General features: G+C 32.9%; 23 protein-coding genes and 3 tRNA genes. 7 read left to right on the forward strand and 19 right to left on the reverse strand.

The window, feature by feature from the left end; genetic code table 11:
• Positions 1-19: 19 nt before the first annotated feature.
• On the reverse strand, positions 20-2,776 hold the full coding sequence (locus X926_RS01385; RefSeq protein WP_158245169.1) for an ATP-binding protein: 2,757 nt from the start codon (positions 2,774-2,776) through the stop codon (positions 20-22).
• Positions 2,777-3,079: 303 nt separating this feature from the next.
• On the opposite strand from X926_RS01385, the gene X926_RS01390 reads away from it, so the two are divergent.
• Complete coding sequence (locus X926_RS01390; RefSeq protein WP_041534137.1) at positions 3,080-5,542, forward strand: ATP-dependent Clp protease ATP-binding subunit; 2,463 nt, start codon at positions 3,080-3,082, stop codon at positions 5,540-5,542.
• Between the two features lie 11 nt (positions 5,543-5,553).
• Here the strand turns inward: X926_RS01390 and rd are convergent, their stop codons facing one another.
• From rd to X926_RS01410, 4 genes are all read right to left on the reverse strand, one after another.
• Positions 5,554-5,718: a rubredoxin gene (rd, locus tag X926_RS01395; protein WP_012209421.1), complete on the reverse strand. Its 165-nt coding sequence runs from the start codon at positions 5,716-5,718 to the stop codon at positions 5,554-5,556.
• 33 nt (positions 5,719-5,751) lie between these two features.
• A complete protein-coding gene (locus X926_RS01400; RefSeq protein ID WP_012209422.1) occupies positions 5,752-6,105 on the reverse strand; it encodes a class II SORL domain-containing protein in 354 nt (117 codons plus the stop codon).
• A gap of 31 nt (positions 6,106-6,136) precedes the next feature.
• Positions 6,137-6,646 carry a rubrerythrin family protein gene (locus tag X926_RS10285; RefSeq protein WP_012209423.1) on the reverse strand — a complete coding sequence of 170 codons (510 nt, stop codon included), beginning with the start codon at positions 6,644-6,646 and terminating at the stop codon, positions 6,137-6,139.
• A gap of 137 nt (positions 6,647-6,783) precedes the next feature.
• Positions 6,784-8,598, reverse strand: a complete 1,815-nt coding sequence (locus X926_RS01410) for a heme NO-binding domain-containing protein (RefSeq protein ID WP_012209424.1) — start codon at positions 8,596-8,598, stop codon at positions 6,784-6,786.
• Between the two features lie 312 nt (positions 8,599-8,910).
• Between X926_RS01410 and X926_RS01415 the strand changes: the two genes are divergently transcribed.
• Together X926_RS01415 and X926_RS01420 are read left to right on the forward strand one after the other, a co-directional pair.
• Complete coding sequence (locus X926_RS01415) at positions 8,911-9,219, forward strand: hypothetical protein (RefSeq protein WP_012209425.1); 309 nt, start codon at positions 8,911-8,913, stop codon at positions 9,217-9,219.
• Positions 9,220-9,222: 3 nt separating this feature from the next.
• Positions 9,223-9,777: an HD domain-containing protein gene (locus X926_RS01420; protein ID WP_369973667.1), complete on the forward strand. Its 555-nt coding sequence runs from the start codon at positions 9,223-9,225 to the stop codon at positions 9,775-9,777.
• 8 nt (positions 9,778-9,785) lie between these two features.
• On the opposite strand, the gene X926_RS01425 is transcribed toward X926_RS01420, so the two are convergent.
• Complete coding sequence (locus tag X926_RS01425) at positions 9,786-10,025, reverse strand: hypothetical protein (RefSeq protein ID WP_012209427.1); 240 nt, start codon at positions 10,023-10,025, stop codon at positions 9,786-9,788.
• 32 nt (positions 10,026-10,057) lie between these two features.
• Between X926_RS01425 and X926_RS01430 the strand changes: the two genes are divergently transcribed.
• Positions 10,058-10,618, forward strand: coding sequence for a 2'-5' RNA ligase family protein (locus X926_RS01430; RefSeq protein ID WP_012209428.1), 561 nt, complete (start codon positions 10,058-10,060; stop codon positions 10,616-10,618).
• 2 nt (positions 10,619-10,620) lie between these two features.
• Here the strand turns inward: X926_RS01430 and X926_RS01435 are convergent, their stop codons facing one another.
• From X926_RS01435 to X926_RS01480, 10 genes are all read right to left on the reverse strand, one after another.
• Positions 10,621-11,457 (reverse strand): DUF368 domain-containing protein, encoded by an 837-nt coding sequence (locus X926_RS01435; protein ID WP_012209429.1) that lies wholly within the window; start codon positions 11,455-11,457, stop codon positions 10,621-10,623.
• A 112-nt stretch (positions 11,458-11,569) separates the two neighbouring features.
• Positions 11,570-12,397 (reverse strand): PHP domain-containing protein, encoded by an 828-nt coding sequence (locus X926_RS01440; protein ID WP_012209430.1) that lies wholly within the window; start codon positions 12,395-12,397, stop codon positions 11,570-11,572.
• A gap of 43 nt (positions 12,398-12,440) precedes the next feature.
• Positions 12,441-12,710: a hypothetical protein gene (locus tag X926_RS01445; RefSeq protein WP_012209431.1), complete on the reverse strand. Its 270-nt coding sequence runs from the start codon at positions 12,708-12,710 to the stop codon at positions 12,441-12,443.
• Between the two features lie 90 nt (positions 12,711-12,800).
• The gene (locus X926_RS01450; RefSeq protein ID WP_012209432.1) at positions 12,801-13,385 is read right to left on the reverse strand and encodes an NUDIX domain-containing protein; all 585 of its coding nucleotides are present in this window, start codon (positions 13,383-13,385) and stop codon (positions 12,801-12,803) included.
• On the reverse strand, positions 13,382-13,915 hold the full coding sequence (gene hslV / locus X926_RS01455; RefSeq protein WP_012209433.1) for an ATP-dependent protease subunit HslV: 534 nt from the start codon (positions 13,913-13,915) through the stop codon (positions 13,382-13,384). The genes X926_RS01450 and hslV overlap by 4 nt, the downstream gene beginning before the upstream one ends.
• Before the next feature lie 166 nt (positions 13,916-14,081).
• Positions 14,082-14,978 carry an ATP-grasp domain-containing protein gene (locus X926_RS01460; RefSeq protein WP_012209434.1) on the reverse strand — a complete coding sequence of 299 codons (897 nt, stop codon included), beginning with the start codon at positions 14,976-14,978 and terminating at the stop codon, positions 14,082-14,084.
• A gap of 29 nt (positions 14,979-15,007) precedes the next feature.
• Positions 15,008-17,296 (reverse strand): type I DNA topoisomerase, encoded by a 2,289-nt coding sequence (topA, locus tag X926_RS01465; protein ID WP_103064706.1) that lies wholly within the window; start codon positions 17,294-17,296, stop codon positions 15,008-15,010.
• A gap of 18 nt (positions 17,297-17,314) precedes the next feature.
• Positions 17,315-18,373, reverse strand: a complete 1,059-nt coding sequence (locus X926_RS01470) for a 3'-5' exoribonuclease YhaM family protein (protein ID WP_012209436.1) — start codon at positions 18,371-18,373, stop codon at positions 17,315-17,317.
• Positions 18,366-19,490: an alanine racemase gene (alr, locus tag X926_RS01475; RefSeq protein WP_012209437.1), complete on the reverse strand. Its 1,125-nt coding sequence runs from the start codon at positions 19,488-19,490 to the stop codon at positions 18,366-18,368. Before alr ends, X926_RS01470 begins: the two co-directional genes overlap by 8 nt.
• Positions 19,480-19,794 carry a hypothetical protein gene (locus X926_RS01480; protein ID WP_123821421.1) on the reverse strand — a complete coding sequence of 105 codons (315 nt, stop codon included), beginning with the start codon at positions 19,792-19,794 and terminating at the stop codon, positions 19,480-19,482. The genes alr and X926_RS01480 overlap by 11 nt, the downstream gene beginning before the upstream one ends.
• Positions 19,795-20,028: 234 nt before the next feature.
• On the opposite strand from X926_RS01480, the gene X926_RS01485 reads away from it, so the two are divergent.
• The 3 genes from X926_RS01485 to X926_RS01495 all read left to right on the forward strand — a co-directional run bounded on the left by X926_RS01485 (position 20,029) and on the right by X926_RS01495 (position 23,458).
• Positions 20,029-20,829, forward strand: coding sequence for a nitrilase-related carbon-nitrogen hydrolase (locus X926_RS01485; RefSeq protein ID WP_012209439.1), 801 nt, complete (start codon positions 20,029-20,031; stop codon positions 20,827-20,829).
• A gap of 192 nt (positions 20,830-21,021) precedes the next feature.
• On the forward strand, positions 21,022-22,824 hold the full coding sequence (gene dnaK, locus X926_RS01490; protein WP_012209440.1) for a molecular chaperone DnaK: 1,803 nt from the start codon (positions 21,022-21,024) through the stop codon (positions 22,822-22,824).
• Between the two features lie 151 nt (positions 22,825-22,975).
• Positions 22,976-23,458 (forward strand): GNAT family N-acetyltransferase, encoded by a 483-nt coding sequence (locus X926_RS01495; protein ID WP_103064707.1) that lies wholly within the window; start codon positions 22,976-22,978, stop codon positions 23,456-23,458.
• A gap of 78 nt (positions 23,459-23,536) precedes the next feature.
• Here X926_RS01495 and X926_RS01500 read toward each other — a convergent pair.
• The 3 genes from X926_RS01500 to X926_RS01510 form a co-directional block, all read right to left on the reverse strand.
• Positions 23,537-23,612, reverse strand: a tRNA-Phe gene (locus X926_RS01500).
• Between the two features lie 11 nt (positions 23,613-23,623).
• Positions 23,624-23,698, reverse strand: a tRNA-Val gene (locus X926_RS01505).
• Positions 23,699-23,710: 12 nt separating this feature from the next.
• Positions 23,711-23,786 (reverse strand) — tRNA-Glu (locus X926_RS01510).
• Between the last annotated feature and the right edge of the window lie 76 nt (positions 23,787-23,862).

Below are 23,862 nucleotides of genomic sequence, written 5' to 3' on the forward strand. Positions count from 1 at the left end.
TAACCCCTCCTAAAAAGTATTATTTCTCACCTGTTGGAATTTCAAATCTGAAAGAGGTTCCATTATTGTCAGATTTTACCAAATAAATTTTACCTTTGTGTTCTTCTTCTATTATTTTTTTACAAATAGCTAAACCCAATCCTGTCCCATTGCTTTTTGTAGTAAGAAAAGGTGTGAATAATTTTTCTTTAATTTCCTGGGGAATAGAGGGTCCATCGTTGGTTATTTCAAAAAAAACTTTATTTTCATCGGTAAATCCAACTTTTATTTCAATTTTCCCATTGTTGTATACATTTTCTAAGGCGTTTTTTATTAAATTCATCAATACCTGTTTTATTTTATCTTTGTCTGCTTTTATTACGATCTCTTCTTTTAACCAATCAGTATTCACCATAACGTGTTTTTGTTGTATAAAATCTTCGTACATCAATATTATTCCACGTATGATTTCTATCAAATCGACTTCTTCAATCTGGTTAATTTTACCTCCTCTAGAATATTCTAAGATCTCATTTACTATATGTTCGAGCCTTGAAAGTTCTTCTTTAATAATTTGGGTATATTTTTGAATATCATCCATTTCGTTCATTTTAGCTATCCTGTTTAAAAAGCCACCGATAATAGTAATAGGATTTCTCACTTCATGAGCTATTCTAGCAGTCATTTCTCCCATGGCAGCAAGTCTTTCTCGCTTTTCCATTTCTTTTTGAAGGTTGTACAGCTCGGTTACATCATCAAAAACAATTATAACGCCTTCTATCACTCCTAATTCTTCGTTTCTCAAAGGAGATAGCTGAATATCAAAAATTTTCTTGGTATCGGAAAGTTTTACTTCATAATTCTTTAATTTGATATTATTTCTGGTTTCATAAATGTCTTTAATTTTTTCGATTATTTCTTCCCCGATTAGTTCTGTTATATCTTGGATAGCAGTTCCTATCATGGTCTCTCTTGGTCTGGAGAAAAAATTTTCTGCCATTCTGTTCCATTCGTTTATTTTTCCATTTCTATCAACCACAACTACGGCAACAGCCAGGTTTTGTAATATATTATCTTTGAATCTTCTGTAGTAATCCATCAAATCTTTTTGTTCTTCTAATCTTAATGTTTTTTCCTTTAATTCTTGATAATTTTCTATCATTTCCAAAGCTAATCCCATATTATCTTTAAATAATTTTACAATTTCAGTTTCAATGTTGGTGATGGGTTTTTTGTTTATTTTGTTATCAACTATTACTACTCCTTTAGTTTCTGTCATTCCAGTAACTGGGAAAATAAGAAACTCATTAATTTTAACTATATCGTATATATCCTCTAAATCTTCCCATTTAATTTCCAACATTTGAGGAACGATATGTAAAACCTGTTTTTTTTCAACGACTCGTTCTAAAATAGGATGCCCTTTATATGCTAAAACTTTATTTTGTAAACTGAGGATTAGTTTATTATTGGTGGGTATTTTTATGGCCTCCTCTTTTAGGTACTGAACGACGTTTCCGTATTTTAAAGCCCTAATGTTTGCGTCTTTCCAGATTTCGGTAGCGTCTTCTTCTGTATCAGGACCAACCCATATTTTTGGAACAAGGAATCCCCGAACCTTGTCCTTTTCTAAATAAAGAGCTCTGTTGAACTTGAGACCTCTCCCAGAAGTTAAGCCTAAAAGCATTATTTTTATTGCCAAATTTTTATCGTAAACAGATCTCACAGCTTGGGATATCTTATCCAATGCATTTAGCATATCTAAGTGTTCTTTTTGTTTTTCAATAAGCTGTTCATAATTCATTTTCAATTCAGTCAATTTACTGACTTCATTTTGAAGTTTGTTGTATAAATTTATTCTATGAATAGAAAAAGCTAATCTTTTGGCGGTGTCCGAAAAAACGTGGAAATCTGCATCATCAAAATTTTTGTAAGTTCTAAATGAGTATTCTGCTTCTCTGTTATAAACACTTAAAACGCCATAAACTTCATCATTTTGTTCTATAACAGAATAAATAGAAGATTTGAGATCTATATTAAAAGGAATAAAATAATTTTGAAAGTTTTCTCGTCCCACTAGCATATAACTCGATCTTTCTTTTATTGCTTTACCTTCGAGGGTATTTTCTATAGGGATAGTTCTAGTTATGATTGTGCTTTCATCTATTCCTAAAAAGTATTTGATTTCGAGAGTATCACCTTGAAGTTTCCAGAATGCTATGCTTTCTGCATGTAGAGAATCTTTTAGGAGTTTTAATACATTATTGACTATTATATCTTTTTCGGTAATTTCTTCTATAATGTCGGTGAGCTTTTCCATTAAAATTACCTTGTCTTGCAAATCCCTAATTCTCAATTTTTCTATAATCAAATTAATCAATACGGAATAATAAAAAAAATGTTGGTCGAAAGTATTTTTATCAATTTGATTGTCAAATAATCCGACGGCGCCAATTAAGCCTTCTTCGGAAAATATCGGATACAAAAATAACTCTCTTATATCGTTTGCAGTAGAACTTACTTGTGAAATATCATCTTTTAGATTCACAGGTACGATCTCATTTGAAAAAATTTTGTTTTTTAGATCTTCGTCTCCGCGTAGGTATATTTTAATATTTTCAAACTTATCTATTGTAGAAGCTAAAGCTTTAAAAACCTCTCTGCTTGATTGATAAATAAACATAATGTTGTCTTTCTCCATTGATTCTTTCAATTGGGAAGATACTTCTTTAAAAGTTGATTTTAATACATTTTGAGGTTTATCATTGTATATAATATTTAAAATTTTGCTTACCATATGCTCCACACTCCGATATTTTGTCTTTTTCATTCTAATTATAACACTAAATTGCTTAAAAATGGGATAAAAAATACTGTAAATTCACCAATTGAATGAAATTTTCTAATGACAAGTTGGATATATTGGGCGGTTTTATAAAAGAAAATGAATTAAAACAGAAATTTAAAAATTTTTCTTGACATTTTACATTGAAAAGGATATAATGAAAATAGAATTAGCAAATAAAAGTAACGAGTGATAAAATACTTTATTACGTAGAAAAAAACTCCCTGAAAGGGATCTATGGATGGAGGTGACTTAATGAGATTCAATCCGAATGATTTTACTGAAAAATCTTTAAAAGCATTTCAAGAAGCTCAAAATGTTCTAGGTTATTCAGGAGGTAATATTCTCAAACCTGAGCATTTGTTGTTAGCAATTTTAAATGTTGAAGATGAAAATGTGGGGAAAATTTTTCAAGGTACCAATACTAATTCTATAAAAAGCAAACTTGAAGAAGCTTTATCCGAAGAAATGGGAGTTTATTACTCAATGTCCTATGGTAGTGCACAAGGTATTTACCTATCAACTAGTTTAGCAAATGCTTTACAAATAGCTAAATCAGAATCCGACAGGATGGGTTTTAAAAAAATTCCTTTACTAGCCTTATTGTTAGGGATTTTAAAGGAAGGTACATCTTACGCTTCCAAACTTCTGTCTGCTTATACTACGGAAGCTTTAATTAGAGAACGGCTACAAGAGATGTTAGAAAACGGAGACGAAGAAATAGAATCAGGTATGGGAGATCCTTTGAAAAAATTTACTGTTGATTTAACCAAAGAGGCAAAGAAAGGAAAGCTTACGCCTGTGATAGGAAGAGAAAAAGAAATAAATAGAATGATTGAAATATTATCAAGAAAGTCTAAAAATAATCCAGTATTAGTTGGCGACGCTGGAGTTGGGAAAACAGCCGTAGTAGAAGGTTTAGCGCAGTTGATAGTAGATGAAAATCCTCCTTCTTATTTGAAAAATAAGAAAATTTTACAATTAGACATGGCCGCCTTGTTGGCAGGTTCTAAATTTAGAGGTGAATTTGAAGAAAGGCTTAAATCAGTTATCGATACTGTAAAAGAAAAGAGCGACGAAATTATTCTTTTTATCGATGAACTTCACAATATAATAGGGGCTGGAGTGGCTGAAGGAAATGCAATGGATGCCGCAAATATTTTGAAGCCAGCTTTAGCTAGAGGTGAAATAAAGGTTATTGGAGCAACAACCTATGAAGAATATAAAAAATACATTGAAAAGGACAAAGCATTAGCGAGAAGGTTTCAACCGGTGTATGTACAAGAGCCTACCCCTGAGCAGGCTATTGAAATACTTAAGGGTATAAAAGAAACTTACGAAAAACATCATAAGGTCGAAATATTGAATGAAGCTTTAATCGCAGCAGTTAATCTTTCTCATAGATATATTAACGACAGATTCTTACCCGATAAAGCCATAGATTTGATAGATGAAGCTTGTGCCAGAGTGAAGTTGAGAAACTCAGCCAAACCAGAGAAAATTAGAGAATTGGAAAAGAAATTGTCAAAATTAGAAGAAGAGATTAATAAACTAACTTTAGAGGAAAAATATGAAGAAGCCTCCAAAAAAAAGGCAGAGTATTTTGACCTTCAAAAGGAATTAGAACAAGCACAAAAAGCTGCTAAACGAGTACAAAGCGAAATAAGCAATGTAGTAGATGAAGACATAATAGCCTCTTTGGTACAAGAATGGACTGGAATCCCTGTTACACGAATGGTTGAAGATGAAAAGAAAAAACTTGCCAACCTTGAAAACGAAATACACAAAAGACTCGTTGACCAAGATGAAGCGGTTAACACTGTTGCAGATCATATTAAAAAGGCCAGAGCGGGATTGAAAGATCCTAAGAAACCAGTTGGTTCATTCTTGTTCCTTGGTCCAACTGGAGTAGGAAAGACTGAACTAGCAAAAACATTAGCCGAGATATTATTTGGTACTGAAGACGCACTCGTGAGAATAGATATGAGTGAATACATGGAAAAATTCAACGTTTCTAGGTTAGTAGGTGCAGCACCAGGTTACGTAGGTTTCGAACAAGGTGGACAACTAACAGAAATGATCAGAAGGCGACCCTATTCCGTTGTATTATTCGATGAAGTTGAAAAAGCTCATCCCGATGTATTCAACATATTGTTACAGATCTTAGACGATGGTAGGTTAACAGATTCTCAAGGTAGGACCGTCAATTTCAGTAATACCATCATAATACTAACTTCCAACTTAGGTTCAGAGTTACTAAATAAAACCAAGAAAAGTGTTGGTTTTGTTGGAGAAACAGAAGAAGAATCTTATGAAAACACAAAAAATGAAATTATGAGCCAAGTAAAATTGGCATTTAGACCTGAGTTTATTAACAGGCTCGACGATATTATAGTTTTCAAACCCTTGGGTATCTCCCAGATAAAGAGAATAGTCGATATAATGATTTCAAGGTTAGAAGAGAGATTGAAGGAGAAACATATTAGTATTCAAATAACAGAAGCAGCGAAGGACGTTATAGCAAAAGAAGGATTTGATCCAGTTTATGGGGCTAGACCGTTGAGAAGAGTCATAGAAAGAAAAATAGAGTCTCCTTTGGCAACTATGATCATTGAAGATACTATAAAAGAAGGAGATACGGTTATAGTTGACTCAAAAGATGGTGAAAATTTAGAAATAAGAAAATCTGGAGGAGAATTATTAAAAAAGCGGGATTAACATCCCGCTTTTTATTCTTCAAGTAATTCAAAGTCTTCTTTAGCTGCACCACAAACTGGGCAAGTCCAATCATCGGGCAAATCTTCAAAAGAGGTTCCTGGTTCTATATCGTTATCAGGATCTCCTGCTTCTGGATCGTAAATATATCCACAAATCATACACCTGTATTTTTTCATTTTTTATCAGCTCCTATTTAGTATTTTCAAAAATCATCCTACAGAAACTTTTTTAGTGTTTTCCCAAAGTCCATGAATATTGCAATGAGAGAGGGCGATCAACGTTCCTGATTTGGTTAACTTAATTTTTGCTTTTACGTGAGGTTCCCCCACCACAGGTCCAAAAATATATCTGCCAACATGTACGGTATTTGGATCATCATCATATTGTATAAAAAGATCTATCCATTCAATATGGTGTTCTACTGTGTTCGGATGTTTAATCTCTTTACCTATCTGTACATCAACTTCAAACTCTTCGTTAGGTTCAACTTTGTCTGGACAATCGATTGTAGGGACATGTTTTTCATTTTTGAAATCATTAATCTTAATTACATCACCTAACACAAAGAATCATCTCCTTTCTTAAAAAATCTAGTTAGAATTCTACAAATTTGCTTCTCGGAGCTCCGCAAACAGGACATTTTTCTGGTGCTTCTCCTTCTACAGTATAACCACAGACATCACATATGAAGATTTTACCAACTTCAACATCTTTACCCTGGTCTGCAACCTTTTTTGCGTTCTTGTACCACTCTGCGTGTATTTTCTCTGCTTCCAAAGCAAAATAGGTGGTTCTTACCGCTTCATTTTCTTCTTGAAAGTTAGCTGCATTGTTGTACACTGGATACATTTCTTCAATTTCAAAGGTTTCTCCATCTATACATTGTTGGAGGTTATCTTGAGTTGATCCAATATAACCCAAGGCTCTGTAATGATTCCTTGCATGAACAAACTCAGCATGTGCAATAGCTTTCCACATTCTTGCAAGGTTTTTTAACCCTTTTTCTTCCGCTTCAGTAGAGAAAATCAAATACTTCATATGTGCCTTGGATTCACCACAAAATGCATCCTCCAAAAACTGTCTTGTCATTTCTCTTTCTACCAAAGTTATCTACCCCCTTATTTAAACTTATTATCGTCTTTCAAAATTCTCAAATGTTTTAAAGGCACATTCTAAAGTAAAGTATAACATGAAAGTTTTAAAAAAAGATTAAAAAAATAACATAATTTTGAAATAAAAGATCAATTCTTATTGGATAAGCTTTCTTTAAGTGAAGAAATAAATCTATCCACCTCTTTTATGTTCTGTAGGATTTCTTTTATATTATTTACAAACGTTTTGACGGAGCTAGATATTTCTTCAGCGGTAGCCGAACCTTCTTCGGATATAGCTAGTAAGTTTTGGGTGTTTTTAGTTAAATCTTCTAGTTTGACCCCTTCACTGCTTAATTCGTTTAATATTTCGTGTATCTCTTTAGAGATATTTTTTATATTAGTAGCAGATTCTTTATTATTTAGAGAGCTAATTCTTAGATTGTTAGCTCCTTCTCTCATTGCCTTAAACTCTTTTTCCACAGTTTCTGTTAATAGCTGAATACCTGAAGATATTCTACTAAGTATATTATCAATCTGTGAAGCGGCTATTTTGCTTTCCTCTGCTAATTTTCTTATTTCATCAGCTACCACCGCAAATCCTCTGCCAGCTTCTCCTGCTCTTGAAGCTTCAATTGCCGCGTTTAAGGCTAACAAATTAGTTTGATCAGCAATACCCTTTACCGTGTCAACAACCTTAAGAATTTCTTTAGTATCCTCTTCTAACTTATCACTTTCTTTCACTAAATTATTGAATCTTTCGCTCATATTTTCTATTTCTTTTGAGGATGCTTCTACTTTTGAAGAGGAATCATTGATTCTTTTGACAGCATTTTCCAAAGAGTCTACCATCTGATCTTCTCTAGATATGATACTTTGTATTGTATTTACATTTACTTCAACTACATTTGATATTGATTCGGCATCTTGAGCGATCTGTTCCGAACTTATAGCCACCTGTTCAACTAGTTCTCCTATTGAGTCACTTATTTCCTTCATTTCTTCAGCTCTTTCGCCAACTTTTTCAGTAAAGGTTTCTATTTCTTCTATATCTCCAGTTAATTGAATAAAAATACCATTAAAATTGCTTCTCAAATTATCAATTTCTAAAGAATGCTTTTCAAGCATTTTTTCTCCCTTTAAAAGTACGGGTTTATCATATTCGAGGTTATTTAAATTTTGCAACCCTTCTGAAGAAGAAGAAAATAACCTTTTGAAATAATTACCCATCGAAAGAATAAACGCTCCAGATAAGATACCTGTAATTAAAAATGTATACCAATGGTTTCCTAAAATCCAAGTAAAAAGCCAAGATAATAAAAAGACAATGATTATTGTATAAAAAGTTAGAGAAGTGAAAAACATTTTCATTAATGATAAGCTCATAGCTGTGAAAAACCTTGCCTTCTTGATTTTTGCGTATGGTTTCTCGCTTTTTAATTTTATTTTTAGAAAACTTCCCTGATCAGTGTTTCCTTGATCAATAATCTCATATTCAATTTTTTCACCAAAAACCTCGGCGGAACCTTCCAACAATCCTAAGAAATAGTATCTCATATCTCTGAAAGAACGATAGGTAATGTAGGCTGAGTTGCTATCTATGATTTCAAATTCAATCGCGGGAGGTTTGGCTCCTTTTATTCTCCTTGTCAACGATTTATGAACGTCATTCATGGTTGATAAAAATGACAGAAGTCCCTTTTTTCTGAAAAAATTAGGGTAATATTTTTTGAACGTATAAATGTTTTTTTTCCCTAATTCTTTCATGAGCTCTTCTTTTGATTTATTAGTTGTTTTACTCATTAAATCAAGAAGTTTAAAAACTTTTGAATCTTCCAAATCTTCGAAAGGAGAGAAGTGTTTATCTTTTGGAATTCCTATTTCGGTTAAAAGCTGATTAACATAATCTTCTCCATATGTATTTTTCCAAGTTTCCATCCAAGTTTCTACGATCATTCCCTTCATCAAATTCCCTCCTAAGTGTAGTAGTTATAGCAACTTTAAGAATTCTAAACCAAGCTTTAGCAGCCCGAACAATAAAAAATCTTTATCTTTTTGTCCTTAAATTATACCATATTTTTTCTGGTTATTTAATTATTAAAAATACAGGGCAAATAATTTGTATATTTAGAAAATGCCTAAATAGACTAATTGATTGGTTAATAAGTTTGAGAAAGCTTATTTATTGCACGAAAGGCCTTTGAAATCTGCAAAATTGTGATATAATAATTAAAATGATATAAAAATCTCTTTTTCCAAAGGAGGTACGCAAAAAGGATGGCTAAGAATAATGTTGAAGATTTAGAGAATAGAATAAAACTATTAGAAGAACAAAATAAAGAAAATAGGGAAACTTTGGACGACCTGCTTTTTCAAAATTCAAAGATGAAAGAAAAATTAAATAAAATATGGCGTAATCTGAAGATCATGTTTTGGTTATTTTTTGGTTTAGTTGCATGTTTAATATTAATTTTTACCACTACCCCACCCGTGGTAATCGGTTTATGGATCATCTTTGGAGCTATTTTATTTACTGTATTAATTTTTTATTATTACTTTAAATTTGCTTATAATAAATTTGAATAAGGAGTGATTTTTTTGACTAAAGAAGAAGCCCTTGAGTTACTAAAGCAAAACTTAAAAACGGATAATTTGTTCACTCATTCCCTTGCCGTTGGAGCTATTATGAAAGAGTTAGCAATACATCTAAACAAAGATGAGCAAAAATGGGAAATCACCGGTTTACTACACGACTTGGATTACGAAGAAACCAAAGATGATCCAGCTAATCATGCGTTAAAAACTGTTGAAATGCTTGGAGACAAGGTCGATCAAGATGTAAAAGACGCTATATTGGCGCATAACGAAAAAAAAGCGTTGGAAAAAGATATTGAGATAGCCTTATATGCTGCAGATCAACTTTCTGGGCTTATTGTTGCCTCTGTCTTAGTAAGGCCAAGCAAAGATATAGCTGAATTATCAGTTAAATCATTAAAAAAAAAGTTCAAAGACAATGCTTTTGCTAGAGGAGCGGACAGAGAAAAAATAAAAGAAATAACCAAACTGAACATCGAATTAGACGATTTCTTCAAAATAGCCATAGATGGTATGGTTCGAATAAAAGACGAATTGAACTTAGTTTGATAAACACTTTAATCATTTTCATTATTTTTATTCTTTACATCTTTTGACTCATTTTGAAGTTCAGCGATTCTTAGGTTCATCAAAGTGAAAAAAGAAATTGAAACAACACCAAATGTGGCAAAAATCCAAGTTACTAGAGAAAACCAAAAAAGTTTTGTGAACCAAAAATAGAATATTAAAAGAACTCCAACAGAAATAGAGAAATAATAGATAAGAAACTTTATGATTCGTTTTTTGTTGTAGCTCATTTTTAAACCTCCCACTAAAAAAGGTGATAATCGTGCAAGCTCTTTTGACTATTCTACCTCAACCTTTTTACAATAAAATAACAAAACTTTGGAATGAATTAGAAAAGAATTTTGGCGTTAATTGGGTAAAAAACAACGTACCTTTTCCCCATATAACTTGGAGTGTTGCTGAGAATTATAAAGTTAACGATTTAAATAAGTTACTCAAAAAGGCAACCAAAGAATTGGATTCATTAACCATAAAAACGGAAGGTGTAGCCTTATTTACCGGCAAAAAATTAACCTTGTACATCCCTGTAAAACCGACAAAAGAAATTTTGAACTTTCACGAATACCTTTGGAATTTGGTCAATGTAAATGACTCAAAGCTTAATGAATATTACTCTCCTGATAATTGGTTTCCACATATAACTTTAGCGGTAGAAGATATTAATAAAGAGAACATTGGACAGATTACCAGTTATTTGTCTGATAAAAAGTTAAAGTATCAAATAAAGTTGGAATCTCTTTCCCTTGTTCATAGAGAGTTGGGGAAAGAGGTTGAAATTGATCAAACTTTTGGAATACCAAAAAAGAGAAAAAGGAAACAGTGAAATTATTTATTGTTTCTACCGAACCTCTCGATAATTACAATTACTATGGCTCCAATTAAACCAAATATTAAAAAACTAACAAAGTTATCTATTCTTGAAATGGGAGCCCTCAATCCTCCAACCATTAGTCCCATCAAAAAAAACATTGTCGTGAGGTAAAAATTGTCCAACACCCATTTCAATAGTCTACTCATAGAAGCCAATCCCAGTACAACACCCAAAACAAAGGTTATCAGTACAGGGAAATTAAAATCATTAACTGCTTTTACAATGAATGAATATTGATTCAAAAGTAATAGGACGTATGCACCGGAAATGCCCGGTAGGATCATAGCAGAGATAGCCAAAAATCCAGAAGAAAAGATTATTAAAAAATCGTGTTGTTCTAATAAAAACTGTGCCCCTGAAATATAGAAGGCAACTAAAAAACCAATAGCGGTTGAAATAAAAAAAGAAACGTATTTAGATTTTTGCGTATTTTTGAAATCAGGATTTTTAAATATATCTGAGCCTAAAAAAAAGATACTCCCGATAATTAAACCTGAAAAGAATGAAAAGACACTTGTTTGGTAGTTAGTTATTAAAAAGTCTATAAGTCCCAAGGTTGAGAACATTCCAAGAAAAACACCTATGTACAACAATATCAAAAATCTAAGTTCCCGACTTTTCGTTAAAGTTTTGAAATTGAATAAATTAGAAAAAACAAAAGACCATGCAGATATGAAACTCTCATAAATGCCTAGTATCAAAGCTATCGTAGCGCCTGAAACTCCCGGGATAGAATCAGAAATACCCATGAAAATACCATACAACGGAATTAACAGATTTTTTTTCTTCATAAAAACCTCCATTAAATATATTTCTTTTATAAAAAAACCCCGCATAAAGCGGGATAAGTTGGGGATTTTATTGGGGGTTATTGTTTTCTAAATCTATTATATGCAAAGAATCTTAAAGCATCCTTAAAATATTTAAAAATGGTTCTAATTCTTCTTTGCTGATGTTAATCCCCATTTCTATCCCTGCTTTGTTTGTTCCATGATAATCCGAACCAGCGGTTATAAACAAATCATACTTTTTGGCAAGTGCTTTATACTTTTCGTTCATTTCTTTGGTGTGCGAGGAGTAATAAGCTTCTATGCCATCTAACCCATAATCTACTAACTCTCTGATCAGATTGGCTAGATTTTGTTCATCGAGTTTTGTTTGATAAGGGTGTGCCAAAACAACTACACCACCCGCTTCCTTAATTAACAATATTGCATCTTTTGGATTCAACCTTTTTTTATCTAAGTAAAGAGGAGCTCCTTTCTTTAAATACTTATCGAAAGCCTCTTGTTTGTTGCTTACATAATTTTTCTTCACCATTAAAGAAGCAAAATGGGGCCTACCAATCAATTCTCCACCTGCTTCTTTTTTTAGTTCTTCAAGGGTAATTTGAAAACCAAGTTTTTGCATGTTTTCGATCATTAAAACGTTTCTTTTTTTTCTGAACTCTTGAAGCTCTTCTAAAACCTTATTTAGTCTTTCGTTATTGCTATCAAAACCGTATCCTAATAGGTGTAGAGTGGTTGGGAATTCTGCACTTATCTCTACTCCAGGAACAAATTTTAATTTTTTTAAATCTTTAAAATTTTCTAAAGATTTTACTCCATCAAGGGTATCGTGATCGGTGATAGATAGATATTCTATATTTTTTTCTAAAGCCAGATTCAATAATTCATTAGGAGTGTTACTTCCGTCTGATCCTGTAGAATGAGTATGAAAATCTACTTTCACATTTTCCCTCCAGTTTTAATTAGTATTACAACGCTCCTTTTACTTATTTTTTCCAAAGAACTTTATTTTTTTCATCGTCGTATATTTCTTCAACGTCTTCGGGTATATCGATTTCTTCTATATATTTGGATATAGTTTCTTTGATCAAATCTTCCGGTAAAGAAGTGATGAGCCATAAGTCGCTTAACCAAACTTTGTTGTTTTCTCTAAGCGGTGCTTTATAAATAGCACTTTCTACTGCTTTTGCAAAGGTAGATAAAGGAACTTCCTTTATAAAACCTTTACCTGAATTTTCTCCGTAAATGTTGTTCATAAAATAAATTTAGACCTCCTTTATATTCGCTTCAGCTGAGACCCTCTGTCCCTTAAGGGTAGTTGGCTGCACCCATTTAAGGAAGGGAACTTACAAGTTATTTAAAGCAATTTTTGTCCAACCTTCAAAATTCACATCTTTTAAATTTACGATTTCTTCTTTTTTCATCCAAGTGCTCTCAAAGTTATCTTCTTCTTTAATCTTAGCAGAATCGATGAATCCGACGAAAAGAACACCTAAATGAACTTTGGATACATCTTCATCGTTATCATTGATTATTCCTTTGTAAACATATTTATATGAATTGGTAATCCATAATTCTTCGTTAATTTCTCGATCCATCCCGTTGAAAAAAGTTTGTTCCATAGTAATACCATTATCTCCTTTGTTTATGTGACCCCCTATCCCTATCGATATTTTGTTATGAAGTCTTTTTTCTCCTTGATTTTGTGTCCTTTTTAAAACTAAAATCTCGTCTTGGAAGTTTCTGAACACAACATAAGGTATGATTTGTTTGTAATTATAATCGTTTTCGAGTGCATTTCTTTCATAGAAATTACCACTTTCTAATATTTCCACAAAATCGCTGAATTTTATTTTAAAAAAATTGTCATTGTTCGAAGATATTTTTTCGTCCATTTTTTTTGTGGGAATAGCTAAAATTTGTTCACTCATTCTATAATCTCCATGGTGATATTATCGTTCGTATAAATACAAATTTCACCAGCAATTTTTATTGCTTTTTGAGCGATTTCTTCAGCATCTAAGTCTGTGTTTCTCAATAGAGCCATTGCTGCAGCATAAGCATAAGGTCCACCGGAGCCAATTGCGATTGCATCTTCTTGTGGTTCCATTACTTCGCCATTGCCTGAAATTAGAAAGATATTTTCTTTGTCGGCGACTAATAATAATGCTTCAAGTCTTCTAAGTGCTTTGTCCATACGCCATTCTTTGGTCAGTTCCACAGCTGCTTTCATAAGATTGCCATGTGAAGACTTATACTTTCCTTCAAATCTTTCATACAAAGCCAAGGCATCGGCTACGGATCCAGCGAAACCTGATATTACTTTTCCTTCGCCTAATCTTCGCACTTTTTTGGCGTTACCTTTAAAGATTGTTTCTCCCATTGTTACCTGTCCATCACCACATATTACAGTTTTTCCGTTTCTTTTTACTCCTAATATTGTTGTCCCATGAAAATCCATAAATTATTTTTCCTCCTTGCAGTCACATTTTTGTGTTTTTTATAGCGCCCCTTCGCCCGTGCATTAAGGGGTAACCCCTTAAAAACCCCAAGTTCTACGTCAAAATCATTTAAAGACCTACTTTGCATAATACAGCAAACCATAAGGAAAAGAGCTTTTTACTCTTTCACCCTGCAACCCGCGCAACATGGTTTTTAATTATTATATTTATTAACTCATCAAAGCTAATTCCAGCAGCTAGTGCGGATGTAGGAAGATCACTTAATTCTGTTAAACCAGGCACAGTATTTATTTCCAAAACGTAAACTTCATCGTCTTTTAAGATGGCGTCGATCCGAAACATGTCTTTAAAAGTGAGTGTTTGCATAACGTGATTCCCTATTTCATTTATTTTTTGTATGATTTTTTCGGGTGAATTAAGCTGTGGCTTGAGTTCCGTTAACCCGTTAGTATATTTTGCTTCATAGTCATAGAATTCTTTTTTTGGAATAATTTCAAGAATTGGTAGTAATATGAACTCTTCATTTTTCTGAATATAAGATATCGTTATTTCCCGGCCTTTTATATATTCTTGAACCAGAACTTCCTGAAATTCTTTCAAATCTTTTTCTAAATAGAATTTGTATTCATTTTCGTTGTGAATGATGTATACTCCTTTACTCGATCCACTTTTTCTAGGTTTGATGATGAAAGGGTATTCAAAGGGCGGTAATATCAATTTGTTGGTTAGGGTTGTCTGAGGCATTTGTATATAATTTTTAAATAGAGAGTAGAATATAAATTTATCGTATGTGGCTATACATGTTTCAGGGTTTGAACATGTGTAGTCTATTCCTAAGATTTCTAATAAGGAAGGTAATCTTCCGTCTTCTCCGTAATCTCCATGTACCACGTTGAAGGCGAATTTATAATTTTGAATTTTATTTATAAAATCATCATCTATTAAATCTAAGATTACTGGTTTATAACCTAAATTACTTATAGAATTAAAAACATTTTTTGCGCTTGTTAAGGAAATTTCTCTCTCTTTAGATTTCCCACCTGTAATGATTGGGATGTACATCGTTTTTTCTCCTTTTTTACTTTGTCTGTTTATTTTGTTAGTTGTTTGATTTCTTCAATGTCAAAGTATGCTTTGTCTTTTTCACAGTATAACTTTTCTTTTCCTTTTGAGGTTTTGTAAAAAAGGGTTTCTCCACAGTTGGGGCAACTGTATTCTGAAGGCTCATTCCAATACATGGTACTACAAGAATTACATTTGAAATAAGTTTTTCCTTTTTTGCTTTTTAATTTTACGATGTCACCTCCACAGTTGGGACATTTCCCTCGCGCTTTCACATTCCGAGTGTATTTACATTCTGGGTAATTACTGCATGCAATAAATTCTCCGAATTTCCCGTGTTTCAATATGAGATCTCCACCGCAAATGGGGCATTTTTCATCTATTTTATTCTCTTCTTTGTCTATTTTTAAAGTTTCTTGTAGATATTCTTTTATGTATAATTTCTCCTTAATTGTTACTCCAAATGATTCCGCTGGGATTTTCTGAGTTTCCTTGCATTCTTCACAAGATAAATATAGACCATATCTCCCAAAATTTAATTTCATATTTTTCCCACATTTTTCACAAGGGACATCACTTTCGTAGTGTAAAATTTCTTTTTTATTTTTGATGTTGTTAGATGCAGTCGAAAGGAATGTCTCAAACTCTTTGTAAAACTGCTCTAGAACGACTTTACTTTTGTTTTTTCCGTCTTCTATCTTATCAAGGTCTTCTTCCATGTTCGCAGTGAATTTTACGTCGACTATTTCTGGGAAATATGTTTCCAAAAAGTCAGTTACTACAAAACCAGTAGTTGTAGGCCTCAAGGTACTTTTTGCTATTTTGGATACGTATTTCCGCTGCAAAAGTGTGGATATTATGGTTGCGTATGTTGATGGCCTTCCAATACCTTTAGATTCTAATTCTTTTATCAATGTTGCCTCCGTATATCTATTTGGAGGATTAGTCTCTTTTTCTTCGAATTTTAATTGGTCATATGTGATCTTATCATTTTTACCTATTTCAAAATTAACTTCTTTATTGTTAGGATTCCAGAATTTCTCAAATCCATCAAAGATACATTTTTTGGACGTTATTTCAAATGCGTATTTGTTGGTGTTGTCTTCAATAGTGTATGTTTTTTCTAAATATCTTGATGGAGCTGATTGAGAGGCCATGAATCTATTCCAAATAAGGGTGTACAATTTCAAATGGTCTGATGAAATTAACCTTTTTGCATTGTTGACATCCATGTTGATGTCTGTAGGCCTTATAGCCTCGTGAGCATCTTGAACATTGGATTTTTTGTTTTTTGATAAGTAATGTCCAACGTAATCTTTTCCATAATTTTTTTCCAAATAGTTAATAGCAGCCTGTTGAGCTTCATTTGAAACTCGTGTAGAATCAGTTCTCATATAAGTAATAAACGCAATACTTCCTTCAGAGGTTTCCACACCTTCATACAACTCTTGAGCGATTTTCATTACTTTAGATGAAGCCCAGTTAAAAGTCGAAACCGCTGCTTGTTGTAGCGTACTTGTAATGAATGGTAATGGGGGTTTTCTTATTGATTCTTTTTCTTCTACGTTCACCAGTTTAAAATCCTTGTCTTTCAAATATTCGAAGATCTGGTCTTTTTTTATTTTTGTTATGCTTTCGGGTTTTATTTTTTTACCGTCTTCTTTTGTTAAAGGTATATTTTGACCTTTGTACTCAAGATAGATATTGAAGTATTTTTTTGGTTTGAAGATAAAAATTTTTCTTTCTTTATCCACTATCAATTTCAATGCTGCAGATTGAACCCTTCCCGCGCTTGTTTTGTAATCTTTTAATACTTTCCAAACCAAAGGTGAAATTTTATATCCTACCAATCGGTCCAAGATTCTCCTAGCTATTTGAGCATCTACTTTTTTTAAGTCTAAACTTTGAGGATTACTTATTGAATTTTTTATTGCATTTTTTGTTATTTCTGAGAATATAATTCGATTTTTCTCTTTTGGATCAAGATCTAAAATCTGAGAAAGATGCCATGCTATAGCTTCTCCCTCTCTGTCCATATCCGATGCTAGTAATACTTTTCTCCCTTTTGTTTCTTTCTTGATTTCTTGTATAACCTTTTCTTTACCGGGAATCACTTGAAAGATAGGTTCAAAGTCGTGTTCGATATCAACTCCAAACTCTTTTTTAGGTAAGTCGCGTATATGACCTTTTGAAGCTATTACTTTGTATTCCTTTCCTAAATATCTTTCTATTGTTTTTGCTTTTGACGGGGATTCTACTATTACTACGTATTTACTTTCTTCACTATTTCCTTTGGATTTAGTGCTTTTTTTGGGCATTAATTGAATTACCTCCCGCTAGTATTTTTCTATTTTTATCTTACGTGCCAGCCTTTTATCGTATTCACTCCAACTTTGATCTTTATTTATTTGTAAGGTATTTCTAATATTGTCTTTAACTTGAGCGATTTTGGAGTCGACATTATCACTTAAACCAATTATGAATGATTCGATGGTTTTTGGGACTACAGGACTTCCATATTCTATTTCTCCATGATGGGAGAGGATGATGTGTATTATATGGTTAAGATCTGATTCTTTTATTTTTGGATTTATTTTTTTTGACTCTTCGTACACTATTTTTGTTCCCAGATGTATGTGTCCAATTAATTCACCTAGTTCAGTTTTTTCTATTCCACTGGGTTTTATAACGTATTCTTCTATTTTCCCTATATCGTGCAACAGTGATCCAGCTATTATAATATCTTTATTGATGCATATCTCATTATCTTCGTTATAAAGATCATACAATCTTAAAGATAGTTCAGTAACCATTACAGTATGTTCCAATAAACCTCCAGGATAGGCATGATGTACTTCCACTGCAGCTGGAGAAAAAAGAAAGGATTCTCTTAATTTTGAATTAACCAAAAAGATCTGTTTCAATAAAGATCTGATACCTTCATTTTCAACGGCTTGTATGTATTGTTCGAGTTTAGTTGTTAACTTTGATAGATCATTATTAGAAAATAGCAAGTACTTTTCGGGGTTGATATTCGTTATGTTGATCTTTTGCACTGAATTGGTCTCGTTACTAATATTGATTTGAAGCCTATTTTCAAAGTAAACTATTTTCCCCTTTACTTTTATAACGTCTCCAATTTGAATCTTGTTATTGTTTGCTTCTGCGTTATACCAATCGATAGCTCTAATGGACTGACTTTTATCGGCAATTGTAAACAATAAAAACGTTTTGTCATTTTTTGTTTTTTGAAGCTTTTTGCTCACAACTTTACCTTCTACTTCTGCGTCTTCAGTGGGTTTTAAATCAGATATTAAAGTAATATTTTCTACAGCTGCCTTTGGTTGAAACGGATTATCTTTTATTATATCTCCCAAAGAATATTCTTCATTCAAAATATTTTCCTCCCTTAATGTAAATCCGCCGAACCCTTTGAGCTATTCTTGAGGTTACTTCATAGTTTATAGTAGAAGCGTTTTCAGCTACTTCTTCTGCGGTTATTTGATCGTATTTTTGCCTCCCAATGATTACAACTTCATCACCTAGTGATACATTATTATCAGTAACGTCCACAACTATTTGATCCATAGATACCCTTCCTAATATTTTAGATCGCTTTCCGTTAATTAAAACTTCTCCTTTGTTGGAAAGGGCTCTAAAATAACCATCTGCATACCCTATAGGAACAATAGCGGTTTTCATCCTTTTTTGCACTTCGTAAGTTCGTCCATAACCGATAGTATCATTCGGTTGAAGGTTTTGAATGTTCGCGACAATGCTTTTTAGTTCCAAAATAGGTTTTAATTGATCTATTTTATAAGTTGTAGATGGTTGTAAGCCATAAGTGGCAATGCCTGGCCTCACATAATCTAAAGCGAATTCTGGGAAAAAAAGGGCAGCAGCACTATTAGAAATATGTTTTTTTTCAACATCTATGCCTGAACCAATTATATAATCCAATAACCCCTTATATTTTTCAAATTGAACTCTGGTAAAATCATCTTTTTCATCTGCATTGGCAAAATGAGAATAAACGCCTTCTATTTGAATGTTTCTATCTTTGATCAACTTTATTAATTGAGGTAATTTTTCCTCTTTTATGCCAATTCTGTTGATTCCAGTATCCACGTTGATATGGAACTTAAATTTATCAACATCTTTTCCTAGTATATCACATACTTTTTCTAAAAATGTAGAAGAAGTAATTGTTGGCCTTAAAAAATGAGCGAATTCCAATAATTCTTTAAAATCATCTGGGCTAAAGTAATTAAAGATTAAAATTGGGAGGTGTATCCCCCGGTTTAAGATTTCTAAAGCTTCTTCCAAATAAGCAACAGCCAACATACTATAACCTTCTTTAAATACTTGCATTGCCAAAGGCAACATACCATGTCCATAAGCGTTTGCTTTTAAAACTGGTATGATATGCGCTTTTGTTTGATTTTGTATATAATTTAAATTTTCTAAGTATTTATCAATATTTATATATGCTGCCGTTTCTCTACCCTTCAAGTTTATCCCCTTTTAAAATAGAAATGAGTTTATCTCGTTCTTTTATATACTTAGGCAAAATAATTGTTTTATCTTTTAAAATTATTATTATTTTTCTGGAAGTTATAACCGTTTCTTTTATGGAGGATTTACTGAAATGTTCATATTTTTCTGAAAATACGGAGGTGATAACGTAAAAGGTTTTGTTATTTTGATCATAAATAATAGGATATCGCATGAATTTTCTAATGGAATAAAATAAAAGTGTAACTATTATTCCAAGAAATATATAAGCAATAATACCTTTCGGATAAAGACTGTACACATAATTACCCAATATGAATAAAAATAAAACAAAAATTAGAGGTAGCAGGTAGAGAATTTTTGAATATCTAAATTTATAAAGAATTTTTAAACCCCTCTTTTGTCTAATTGGTTTTTTAGAATCGACAATTAACATTATACAATAATTTTAAATAGTTGGCAAAAGTTTTCTTCTTTTTATTATATAATGTGCATTGGAGTAGAGTAAATGGGTGAGTGAAGAGGAGGTTGAAAAATGTTTAAAGTTAGCGTAGTTCAATTCAAACCAGAACTATTTGAGATCGAGAAAAATGTAAATAAGGTAATGAAGATTATCGAAGGAGTCGATAGCAATTTTATAGTCTTTCCAGAATTAGCTTTTACCGGTTATGCTTTTTCCTCTAAAAAAGAAGTAGAAGAAACTTACGAGTCGCCTTTAGATGGGATCGGATACGCCTTTAAAACTTTTAAGGAATTTTCTAAAGATACTGGTGTAAGTGTAGTATATGGTTTTAACGAGAAGTATGAAGGTAAGTATTATAATTCATCAATTTTGATCAAAAGTGATGGGACATATAAAATATATAGAAAGACTCACTTGTTTTTCAGAGAGAAACTGTTTTTTACCCCGGGGGACACGGGTTTTTGGGTGGATAATATTAACGGAATAAATGTTGGAGTTGCCATCTGTTTTGATTGGTACTTTCCGGAATCCTTTAGAACATTGGCTTTATTAGGTGCAGATTTAATTTTGCATCCAGCCAATTTAGTCTTACCATATTGTCAAGAAGCCAATAAAATTAGATCTTTAGAAAACAAGATTTATATTGCCACATCAAATATTTGGGGAACCCAGATCAACGGTGAAATAGAGTATTCTTTCACGGGTAAAAGTCAAGTGACTTCACCTGATGGAGAGGTGCTTTTTAGATTACCAGAGCAAGGTGATTTTATTCAAACAGCAGAAATAGATGAAAGGAAATCTCAAAATAAACGTATTAATGAATACAACGATCTCTTCCAAGATCGAAAACCAAAATATTATTTTCACTCTTAGATTAAGAGTGATATAATTTTTGATTGCGTTTAAATTTAGCTAGCTTATAAGCACTTTATCATAGATATTATATGTATTCTCTTAACTTAATAAATCACTTGAAAAAAACGATTGTTTGAATTATAATAGTACTAGAGTCAAATAACAAATACACATTTAGAAATAAAAAAGTTTTAGTGAGGGGGTATTTTCATGAGTACAAAAGAATATGTTGTAGGTATAGACTTAGGTACCACTTATTCAGCTATCGCTTGGGTAAAACCCGATGGTAACCCTGAAGTAATACCCAATGCGGAAGGTAAAAGGACCACACCTTCTATTGTTTCTTTTACTAAAGATGGTCAGATATTAGTAGGTGAACCAGCTAAAAGGCAAGTTATTTTAAATTCCGATAGAACTGTTCGCTCCATAAAAAGGTACATGGGAAGTGACTACACAGTAAGAATCGATGATAAGGTGTATACACCTCAACAGATTAGTGCGTTCATACTTAAAAAGCTGGTTAAAGATGCAGAAGAATATTTAGGAGGAAAGATCAAAAAGGCCGTTATTACTGTTCCTGCTTATTTCAACGATGCTCAAAGGCAAGCTACCAAAGAAGCAGGGGAAATTGCAGGATTAGAGGTTCTAAGAATAATAAACGAACCAACAGCGGCTTCAATAGCTTTTGGTCTCGATCGATCAAAAGAAGAGAGAAAAATAGTTGTATATGATCTTGGTGGTGGAACATTTGATGTTTCCATTTTAGATATAGGAGAAGATATCATAGAGGTTATCGCTACTTCGGGGAACAATCATCTAGGTGGAGACGATTTTGATCAAAGAATAATCGACTGGTTAGCTGATGAATTTATGAAAGAGTATAAGGTTGATTTAAGAAAAGATAAGCAAGCACTTCAAAGATTGAAAGAAGCAGCTGAATCTGCTAAGATAGAATTATCAAGTAAATTGGAAACGGATATAAATTTACCTTTCATTACGGTTGTGGATGGTCAACCTGTTCACTTAGAAAAGAAACTAACACGAACTAAATTAGAAGAACTCATTGGAGACTTAATAGAATCAACAAGAGTGCCCATTGAGAACGCAATGCGGGATGCTAAACTTTCCCCACAAGACATAAGCGACGTTTTACTTGTAGGTGGTTCAACGAGGATACCAGCAGTTCAAAAATTGGTTAAAGATTATTTTGGAAAAGATCCTTCTAAGAATGTTAACCCAGACGAAGCAGTAGCAGTTGGAGCAAGTGTTCAAGCTTCTATAATGGTAGGAGAAACAGAAAGAGATTTAGTTTTAGTAGATGTTACTCCTTTATCCTTAGGTGTTGAAGTTAAAGGAGGTTTAATGGAAGTTATTATACCAAGAAACAACAAAATCCCTGTGAAAAAATCTAAAGTTTTTACGACCTCTGTTGATGGACAAACGGAAGTTGAAGTAAGAGTTTACCAGGGAGAAAGACCTTTGGCACGAGATAATTTTTTCTTAGGGAGTTTTACATTAACAGGTATTCCCCCTGCACCAAGAGGAGTTCCTCAAATAGAAGTTACTTTTGACATTGATTCTAATGGAATAGTAAGTGTATCCGCAAAGGATCTAGGAACTCAAAGGCAGCAATCTATGGTTGTAACTGGAAGACACAAGCTCGACAAAGACCAAATAGATAGGATGATGAAAGAAGCAAGAGAGTATGAGGAACAAGACAAAAAGGTAAAAGAAAAGGTTGAGTTGAGAAACCAAGCAGATGATTTAATCTATCAAACAGAAAAATTATTACGTGAAAATGGAGATAAAATACCCGATAATTTAAAAATCAACATTGAAGAAAAAACAAAAGAATTAAAGCAAGCTTTAGAGGAAGATAACGTCGGTAAAATTAAGATAGTTAAAGACGAATTACAACAAGAGATTATGAAGGTAGGTCAATATATTTATCAAAATCAAAACCCAGGAGCAACTGCAGGAGCAACAACTCCAGTAGACGATCCAGAAAATTAAAAATTCAGGAGGCTTTTAAGCCTCCTGAATTTTTTTGAACTTACCTTTGGATAACCCCACATCTATTAGTCGTATAAAGTAAAGTCCTATTCATCCACATTTTGTATATAAGCTTAACTGTGGTATAATGTATTTTGGAGGTGGATACAAAATGCAAAAGACTTTTAATTTCGATTCATTCAACTTATCATTGAAAGAACTGGACTCAAAGGAAGATCTATTAGATGACGATTTTGAGTTCACCAAATTAGAAATAGCAGAGTTCTTAATAGAGAATTTGGGAAGGTATGGTGATCCTCTAGAAGATATTATTAATTCCATCGATTACGCCTTTTCTAAAGATAAAGGAAAAGGTGGGTTTGTTTTGGTACTCTATAATGCCGAGCGCATCACGGGTTCTGTTGTTGTTAACGACACGGGTATGGAAGGATATATCCCTGAGCATGTCCTTGTCTACATAGCTGTTGATAAAGATTGTAGAGGTAAGGGGATTGGTAGTAACCTTTTAAAAGAAACAATTAGTCGATGTAACGGGGATATATCTTTGCATGTGGAGTACGATAACCCGGCAAGAAAATTGTACGAAAAGCTTGGTTTCAAATCAAAATATGCAGAGATGAGATATAAGTCATAATCTCCAGTACCAAACAAAAAAAGGCAACCAAAACGGCTGCCTTTTCAATATATGTAACATGCTACTAAAAAAATATTATGGTGGGCAGGGGCAGAATCGAACTGCCGACACACGGATTTTCAGTCCGTTGCTCTACCGACTGAGCTACCTGCCCATCCATAAACATGGTGGGCGCTGCAGGATTTGAACCTGCGACCTTCTGCTTGTAAGGCAGACGCTCTCCCGCTGAGCTAAACACCCTTCTTAATATGATGGCGCCCCCAACCAGATTCGAACTGGTGCCTTTGGCGTGAAAGGCCAATGTCCTGGGCCGCTAGACGATGGGGGCATTATCTCAAACCTGAAATATATTATCATAAAAATTATGAGATGTCAAGGTTTTTTGGCTCTTTGTCAAATATGGT

It is taken from the genome of Petrotoga sp. HWHPT.55.6.3 (assembly GCF_002895495.1).
GTDB lineage: Bacteria > Thermotogota > Thermotogae > Petrotogales > Petrotogaceae > Petrotoga > Petrotoga mobilis.

What these genes read in the sequence shown, in the direction of transcription:
- X926_RS01410 (WP_012209424.1), bottom strand. Translation starts at nt 8,598, where the DNA reads ATGAAGGGAATGATCGTAGAAACTTGGATGGAAACTTGGAAAAATACA.
- X926_RS01485 (WP_012209439.1), top strand. Translation starts at nt 20,029, where the DNA reads ATGTTTAAAGTTAGCGTAGTTCAATTCAAACCAGAACTATTTGAGATC.
- rd (WP_012209421.1), bottom strand. Translation starts at nt 5,718, where the DNA reads ATGAAAAAATACAGGTGTATGATTTGTGGATATATTTACGATCCAGAA.
- X926_RS01495 (WP_103064707.1), top strand. Translation starts at nt 22,976, where the DNA reads ATGCAAAAGACTTTTAATTTCGATTCATTCAACTTATCATTGAAAGAA.
- X926_RS01445 (WP_012209431.1), bottom strand. Translation starts at nt 12,710, where the DNA reads ATGAACAACATTTACGGAGAAAATTCAGGTAAAGGTTTTATAAAGGAA.
- X926_RS01450 (WP_012209432.1), bottom strand. Translation starts at nt 13,385, where the DNA reads ATGAGTGAACAAATTTTAGCTATTCCCACAAAAAAAATGGACGAAAAA.
- dnaK (WP_012209440.1), top strand. Translation starts at nt 21,022, where the DNA reads ATGAGTACAAAAGAATATGTTGTAGGTATAGACTTAGGTACCACTTAT.
- hslV (WP_012209433.1), bottom strand. Translation starts at nt 13,915, where the DNA reads ATGGATTTTCATGGGACAACAATATTAGGAGTAAAAAGAAACGGAAAA.
- X926_RS01415 (WP_012209425.1), top strand. Translation starts at nt 8,911, where the DNA reads ATGGCTAAGAATAATGTTGAAGATTTAGAGAATAGAATAAAACTATTA.
- X926_RS01390 (WP_041534137.1), top strand. Translation starts at nt 3,080, where the DNA reads ATGAGATTCAATCCGAATGATTTTACTGAAAAATCTTTAAAAGCATTT.
- X926_RS01460 (WP_012209434.1), bottom strand. Translation starts at nt 14,978, where the DNA reads ATGTACATCCCAATCATTACAGGTGGGAAATCTAAAGAGAGAGAAATT.
- X926_RS01425 (WP_012209427.1), bottom strand. Translation starts at nt 10,025, where the DNA reads ATGAGCTACAACAAAAAACGAATCATAAAGTTTCTTATCTATTATTTC.
- X926_RS01435 (WP_012209429.1), bottom strand. Translation starts at nt 11,457, where the DNA reads ATGAAGAAAAAAAATCTGTTAATTCCGTTGTATGGTATTTTCATGGGT.
- X926_RS01385 (WP_158245169.1), bottom strand. Translation starts at nt 2,776, where the DNA reads ATGGTAAGCAAAATTTTAAATATTATATACAATGATAAACCTCAAAAT.
- topA (WP_103064706.1), bottom strand. Translation starts at nt 17,296, where the DNA reads ATGCCCAAAAAAAGCACTAAATCCAAAGGAAATAGTGAAGAAAGTAAA.